At 67.6% G+C, this 6,559-nt stretch carries 6 protein-coding genes; 3 read left to right on the top strand and 3 right to left on the bottom strand.

Translation table 11 applies throughout. The features are described from left to right. The first annotated feature begins 481 nt into the window (after positions 1-481). On the top strand, positions 482-1,537 hold the full coding sequence (locus GD970_RS11960; RefSeq protein ID WP_152203120.1) for a DUF6011 domain-containing protein: 1,056 nt from the start codon (positions 482-484) through the stop codon (positions 1,535-1,537). 215 nt (positions 1,538-1,752) lie between these two features. On the opposite strand, the gene GD970_RS11955 is transcribed toward GD970_RS11960, so the two are convergent. The 3 genes from GD970_RS11955 to GD970_RS11950 form a co-directional block, all read right to left on the bottom strand. Next, positions 1,753-2,166, bottom strand: a complete 414-nt coding sequence (locus tag GD970_RS11955) for a TY-Chap2 family putative peptide chaperone (protein WP_152203119.1) — start codon at positions 2,164-2,166, stop codon at positions 1,753-1,755. Next, positions 2,099-2,380 (bottom strand): TY-Chap2 family putative peptide chaperone, encoded by a 282-nt coding sequence (locus GD970_RS22685; RefSeq protein WP_405002578.1) that lies wholly within the window; start codon positions 2,378-2,380, stop codon positions 2,099-2,101. Before GD970_RS22685 ends, GD970_RS11955 begins: the two co-directional genes overlap by 68 nt. A 555-nt stretch (positions 2,381-2,935) precedes the next feature. Continuing rightward, positions 2,936-3,727 carry an IclR family transcriptional regulator gene (locus GD970_RS11950; protein ID WP_211489685.1) on the bottom strand — a complete coding sequence of 264 codons (792 nt, stop codon included), beginning with the start codon at positions 3,725-3,727 and terminating at the stop codon, positions 2,936-2,938. A 169-nt stretch (positions 3,728-3,896) separates the two neighbouring features. Between GD970_RS11950 and GD970_RS11945 the strand changes: the two genes are divergently transcribed. Together GD970_RS11945 and GD970_RS11940 are read left to right on the top strand one after the other, a co-directional pair. Further along, positions 3,897-5,525 (top strand): bifunctional 3-(3-hydroxy-phenyl)propionate/3-hydroxycinnamic acid hydroxylase, encoded by a 1,629-nt coding sequence (locus tag GD970_RS11945; protein WP_152203117.1) that lies wholly within the window; start codon positions 3,897-3,899, stop codon positions 5,523-5,525. 43 nt (positions 5,526-5,568) lie between these two features. Continuing rightward, positions 5,569-6,552, top strand: coding sequence for a VOC family protein (locus GD970_RS11940; protein WP_152203116.1), 984 nt, complete (start codon positions 5,569-5,571; stop codon positions 6,550-6,552). Positions 6,553-6,559 lie beyond the last annotated feature (7 nt).

Here is a 6,559-nt window from a genome sequence, read left to right as displayed (position 1 = left end):
CTCCCTCGAGGTGATGGCTGGTGGTCAGAGACCGCCATCGTCGAGGGGGCCCCACCGTCGTCGGCGGAGCCACACGGGTGGGGAATTTCAGTGAGCAGGTCTGGGGAGTTTCACCTGAGCGTCATCAGCGGCGGGGAAGCAGCCGGCGCGTCGGCAGCAACAGGTGGACCCAGCGAGCGGACGGCGGAAACAGAAGCGGTCGAAAGCATCCGGCCGTACCGCCGCAACAGGAACCCGCCGACTCGTCGCCCCCAAGGACTACGCGCCCAATGCCCAACGCGTCATTCCGCCGCCACAGCGCACTCCTGTACGGAGAGCCCTCGCGGAACCCTTGCTGGAGGCAGTTGCCTCCATGCTCGCAAACGGGGCGCAGATGACGCCCTCAGAGATCCTCCATCAGCTGGGGCGTAACCGTTCGCGTCTCCTTGCAGGCTGGACTGCCGACCAGCTCCGCACGGCACTGGATGCTTCGGGGCGTTTCATGAACTTCGACGATCGCTGGTGGCTGCGGGTGTCCCAGCCGCCCCAGCCGACCAAACCAGCATCGTCGGCGCAACAACCGCCGAAGCCAACATCGACAGCGAACCCGCCGGCGCCCGCATTCCCGCTCTTCCTCGAGCCCGGTGCGCTGCCGCCGCCCGCCACGAGCGCTGCCGCCGAGCACGACACGGAGCACGACGACGAGATCACCATGCTCGGCACGCTGCCCGGCCGCCTCGCCGCCGACTCTACTCCGCCGCCCCGCACTCTCACACCCGACACCGGGCCCGTCGTGCCGATAAACCGACTCCGCGGCACTCCCTACACATGGCCCCAGTTCCTCCGATCCCTCGAGGAAGTCATGGGGGACGACACGTTCGCTTCTGCGATCGTCACGGTCCACGAGCGCGCCATGACACCTGTCCGACGCTACGCCATCGACCTAACCCTTCTCGATCAGCCGCGGTGGATAATCTCCACGCTCGCGCCCACCGTGGCTCAGGCTCGCGTCCGACGTCTCTCTGACGCGGGTTGGTTTCTGTGGGCGGACCCGAACCGGGTGGATTGGACACGCCCGAAGCTGCTCGCTGCCCCCGGCCTTCTCACGGGGCGGGACCGGACTCTCCTGGCGGTCTACAAGACCGCCTCGAAGCGGGCGGCTGTCCGCGCCCTCATCGCCTCCCTGCAAGATGATGGCGCCGCTCAGTCGGCGGTGGCTGTTGAAGTCATGCACGTGGGTGAGCAACGGGTTGAGCGGCGGCGCGCCTGGACCCACCGAATCAGCAGTACAGTCCCTCGCAGGCCCCGCGGTCGCGTCCTGGGGAAGTGCGCAATCTGCGGTCAGCCGCTGACTACACAGGAGAGCGCCCGCATTGGCATTGGTCCCCTCTGCCTTGAACGACTACGTGAGACCAGAGGTCTGCCGCCGGATGTGAGGAACAGACCGAGCCTGCTCGCCGGGATCGTTGGTAGCGACCTGCCGGTGTCCTACTGGATTCGAGCAGTGCCGGCGAAGCGGTGGGCGGCGTCGATTACACGCCGCCTGAGTCTCGATTAGGTGCCAGGTTTAAGAGAGACAGAAGTTGTCGTTCACTGACCATCCGTTGACCGGAGATCGTCGAATGTTTTCGCCGGGCCGAACGACGCGCTCGAGAGGCGAGTATCCAGTTCAGTAGGAAGGGGCTGCCCCAGCTATCTCCGTCCAGCTGCAAGGTTCTCGGCGGGCCGGGTCTCGTCAGGGCAGGCGCAGACCAACGACCTTCGCCATCGTCATCACTTTGCGGTGCTGCTGCGCCCGTTGGCCCGATAGGTGGCCGGCAGGCTGATCGAGGTCGTTTTGTCGAACCGCCACTCCTGCCCGGTCTCCTGCTCGAAGATCGCCGCCGGCTGGCGGTGTTCGCGGCCGAGGTGCCACCGGCCGTCCCCGAGATACGTGGCTACACGTGGTTCCGGAGTCAGGGCGTGCAGGGCTGCCACGGCGGCAATGACCCGGTAGGTGAGCACGCGCGGGGCCGAGGCCGGGGGCCGGTCACGGGCCGGCAGGTCGAACTCGGCGTCGATCCGGTCGGGGAACCGGCGTGGATTCGTGGCGAGCACCTCCGCCCAGGTCGGGTTCGGTTCATTCCTCCACGCCCACGGCCCGTGCAGGGTGCCGCCCCGGTTGAGGATCAGGAGGGGGCCCGTCACTATCCTTCCGCCGCTGGGGTACCACGGTGAGCCAGTCGTCATCAGCCAGGCCGTCCACGACCCCCTGGCGCAGCCGCAGCTGTGGGTGGCGGCGGCAGAGCTCGCTGGCCAGGCGCCACGACGCGGCCTGGGCAACCGACCAGGGGCTCCGCCCGCTACGGTTGCGACTTCGATCTGCGCTGCTAAGCGGACCGCTGGTATTGCGCTCCGGCATTCCACGCGAGTTCCACGCGTGAGAGTCGATTCCACGCGGGTTCCACGCGGCTGGGGCTGGTGAATGACTGCGGTTGACCACGGTCGGGCAGCAGTGCGACGCTGGTGCCGGCCCGCTGGTAACCGTTGATTTCCCGCGTTTGGTGGAGGTCGCAGCGTCAAAGTGGGCGTTCGAGAAACGGACTCTGGGGAGTGCCGCGAGTTGTGCGCCTCCGGGAGAAGGTCGGGGGTTCGAATCCCCCTAGCTCCACCCGGTGAAGGCCGCTGAACCGCACGAAAGTGCAGGTCAGCGGCCTTTTGCTTTCCAGCCAGGGCGCCGATATCGAGGACGTTGACCTGCCTATGCCACGGTTTGTGCCACGGCATGTGCCGCGTACGGGCACCACGGTGGTTTGAGGCTCCCCGGCCACAGCGAGAACTGCCCGGTGGCCTCGAATCTGCCCGCTTGACCCTGTCGACGCTGGGTTAGAGCCGGCGCCAAACTTCACGCCGATCTCGAACGTGCACATCGAGGTCGACCTGCTGGAGCTGAGGGGAGGAGGTAAGACCTGTCCTCTCACGACGTAAGGCTGCGCAGGGAGGCCGGGAGTCGTCTGGCATCGGAGCGCAGGGCGTTTACCGCGGTGGTGAGCAGGGCACTGCAGGTGTTGGTGTCGAGCTCGCCGACCCAGCCTGAGACAGAAATCGCCGCGACGGGATCTCTGGTGCCCTCCAGGGTGACGGGCGCGGCGACGCACGTGACGCCGGGTGCGGACTCCTCGCGCTCGGTGGCCAGCCCGACCCGGCGCGTGCGTTCGAGCTCGGCGCGCAGCGTGTCAGGGTCGACGATGGTGCGCGGGCCGATTGACCGCAGGCCGCGGGCGATCACGGCCTCAGCGTCAACGGGTCGGGCGAACGCGAGCAGGGCCTTACCGAGTCCCGTGGCATATGCCGGGACCCGCCCGCCGACTCTGCTGGGCATCTTCGGTGCGGTGTGTGAGCGCAGGATCTCGACGTACACCACGTCGGAGCCGTCCAGGACCGCCAGGTGCACCGTGTGGCCGGTCTGGCGGCGCAGGTCCTCCATACGGGCATATGTCAGCCGGCGCAGGTTCAGCGGGCGCGACGCCTTGGTGCCGAGCTCGAAAAACCTCAGCCCGAGCGCGAGGTCGGCGCCTTGGTGCTCGAGAAACCCGTGCCGGACGAGCTCTTTGGACATGCGGAACACCGTCGATTTGGGCAGGCCCGAACGCCGCGCCAACTCGCTGACCGACAGCCGGGGTTCGTCGGCGAACACGTCGAGGATCACCGAGATGCGGCCGACGACTGACACCGGAGCAAAGGCTTCGTGCCGCTCAGTGGAACGCACGAGCACGAGTTTGTGGCCTCGCCCGTCTACGCGTCAACTTTGCCTGGATCGGTCGTGCCGCTGAGTGGCACGAAAGTTGCTGAAGTGTTCCGGGCCACGTTTACCTTCTCGCACTGGCGCTTCGCTACGAAGAACTCTCGGGTCGACGACGACCGGAAGGGAATCACTCATGAGCAAGGAGTTCGACACCGACGTCATCATCGTCGGGTACGGGCCCACCGGTGTGACCGCGGCGAACGCCTTAGGCAAGCTCGGCGTCTCCACGATCGCGTTCGAGCGCGACAAGGACATCTATCCCCGAGCTCGCGCCGTGACGGTCAACGACTGGACCCTTCGCGTCTTCCAGGCCATCGGCATCGACAAGCCGGTCCTGGAGCTGATCGAACCGCAACGTGCCCTGCACTGGGTGACGTACGACGGTCAGGAGATCATGCGACAAGAGCACCCGCCGTCGACGCTCGGGACGCCTGGCGCACACCGGTTTTACAACATCTACCAGCCGACGATGGAGTCCGAGCTGCGCCGTCAGGCAGAACGGTTCGGCGGGCTCAACGCGGTGCGGTACGGCTTCGAGGTCACGGGCATCGAGCAGGACGCCGACGGCGTCACCGTCACCGCCACCGAGCTCGCCTCGGGCACCACCACGACCGTTCGTGGCAGGTACGTGATAGCGGCGGACGGTGGTTCCAGCCCCGCGCGCCTGCTTTTGGGCGTCCACCTGCTTGGTGACACCGTGCCGACCGAGTGGGTCGTGATCGACTGCCGCGCCAAGCGGTGGTGGCCGGACCGGAACCTGCTGACCTTCTGGTCGGACGCCAAGCACCCCGTCGTCGACATCATGCTGGCCGGTGGCAACCACCGCTGGGAGATTCCGCTCGAGCCCCACGAGGCTCCCGCGGATTACCCCACGCAGGCAGAGTTGTGGCCCCTGCTCAACCGCATGGGAGTCACCTCCGACGACGTCGAGATCCACCAGCATGCGTTCTACAAGCACCACCTCCGCATGGCCGACCGGTGGCGTGTGGGGCGTGTGTTCCTGGCCGGGGACGCGGCACACCTGATGCCGCCCTGGGCCGGTGCCGGCATGCAGTCCGGCATGCGCGACGCGTGGGACATCTCCTGGAAGCTCGCCGGGGTTTTGAAGGGCGAGCTGCCCGAGGCGGTCCTGGACACCTACGAGGCCGAGCGGCGCGTCAACGTCGACTTCTACACGAGGGTGGCCGAGCACCTCGGCCGGGTGATCAAGCAGCAGCTCACGCCCGAGGAGCAGGCGGCCATGGCCGCCGAGCTTTCCGCGGCGCAGGAGATGATCGCCCGCGGCGAGACCCCGCCGGAGGCTCCGCTCAACGCACCGCCGGTCCTCGCGGGCGGATGGTTCACCCGACCGCAGGGTGAGGACTCCGCCATCGGCCGGATGATCCCCCAGCCCGAGGTCTCCACCCCGCGCGGCGTCTTCGGCCGGCTCGACGACCATCTGGGCCACGCGTTCGTCCTGCTCGGTGACCGCGTCGACCCTCGCACCCTGCTGACCGCCGAGGAGAAGGCCGGATGGGACGCGCTCGGTTCGCGCTACCTGACCGTCCGTCCGGTCGACTCTGCGAGCGAGGGTCCCGACGATCTCATCGACCTGGACGGTGTCCTGGCCCCGTGGTTCGAGCGCTATGGCAACCGTGTCGTTGCGCTGCGCCCTGACCGCTTCGTTCTGGCTGCCGACTCGTCCGGGCTCACGGTGCCGCCGCTGCCCACCGCGGCGACCGCCGTCGAGCCCGACCCCACCTCGGTTTCCTCTCACGCCTAATCCCACACCCCGTCGACGACGTCCACCCACCAAGGAGCTTTCGATGACGACCCAGTTCCATTACGCGCCGGAGATCTCCAAGCTCGGCGCCGCGCACCTGGTCACTCCCGACCTTGAGAAGTCGCTGTGGTTCTTCCGCGACGTGATCGGCCTGGAGGTCGTGGCGCAGTTCGAGAACAAGGTGTACCTGCGCGCCGCCATGGAGCGCGAGCACCACTCCCTCGTCCTGGAGGCCGGCGACCGGGCCCGCCTGGACCACGTCTCCTGGCGCGTGCGCCGGCCCGAGGACATGGAGGGCTTCTACAACCTTCTCACCGAGAACGGCAACGACGTCACCGTCCAGGAGCCCGACGACGAGGACGGCTACGGCGAGTCGCTGCGGCTGGCCATGCCCACCGGCCACAAGCTGCGCCTGTACTGGGACGTGCAAAAGCCCGCCGTCGCCGAGGCCGACCGGTCGGTGCTGCTCAACCAGAGCTACAAGTCCTGGAACCGTGGCATCGGCGTGCGTCGCATCGACCACGTCAACCTGTGGACCACGCAGGACCCCGAGCCCAATCACCAGTGGCTGACCGAGAACCTCGGCTTCAAGCTCCGCGAGTACATCCAGACCCCGCACGGGCGGATCGGCGGGTGGATGTCGGTGACGCCGCTAGTGCACGACATCGCGGTCATGAAGGCCGGCCCGAACGAGACGACGTCGGCCCGCATGCACCACCTGGCCTTCTGGGTCGACAACGCCGCCGACGTGCTGCGGGCCGCCGACATCGTCGCCGAGGCCGGGATCAAGCCCGACCAGGGCCCGGGCAAGCACGGCGTGTCCCAGGCGTTCTTCCTCTACGTGCGCGACCCCGGGTCGGGCCACCGGGTGGAGATCTTCTCCAACGGCTACCTGATCTTCGACCCCGACTGGGAGCCGGTGGAGTGGGGCGTGGACCGCATCGCCACGGCGCTGACGATGTGGGGTCCGACCGACTACGTGCCCCACACCGACGACAACATCATGAACACCACTACCGAGGCCTGAGGTCTGC

Source organism: Georgenia thermotolerans (assembly GCF_009193185.1).
GTDB classification, from domain to species: Bacteria; Actinomycetota; Actinomycetes; order Actinomycetales; family Actinomycetaceae; genus Georgenia; species Georgenia thermotolerans.
The sequence above is the reverse complement of the archived record's forward strand: the minus strand, read 5'-3'. Positions and strand labels throughout refer to the sequence as shown.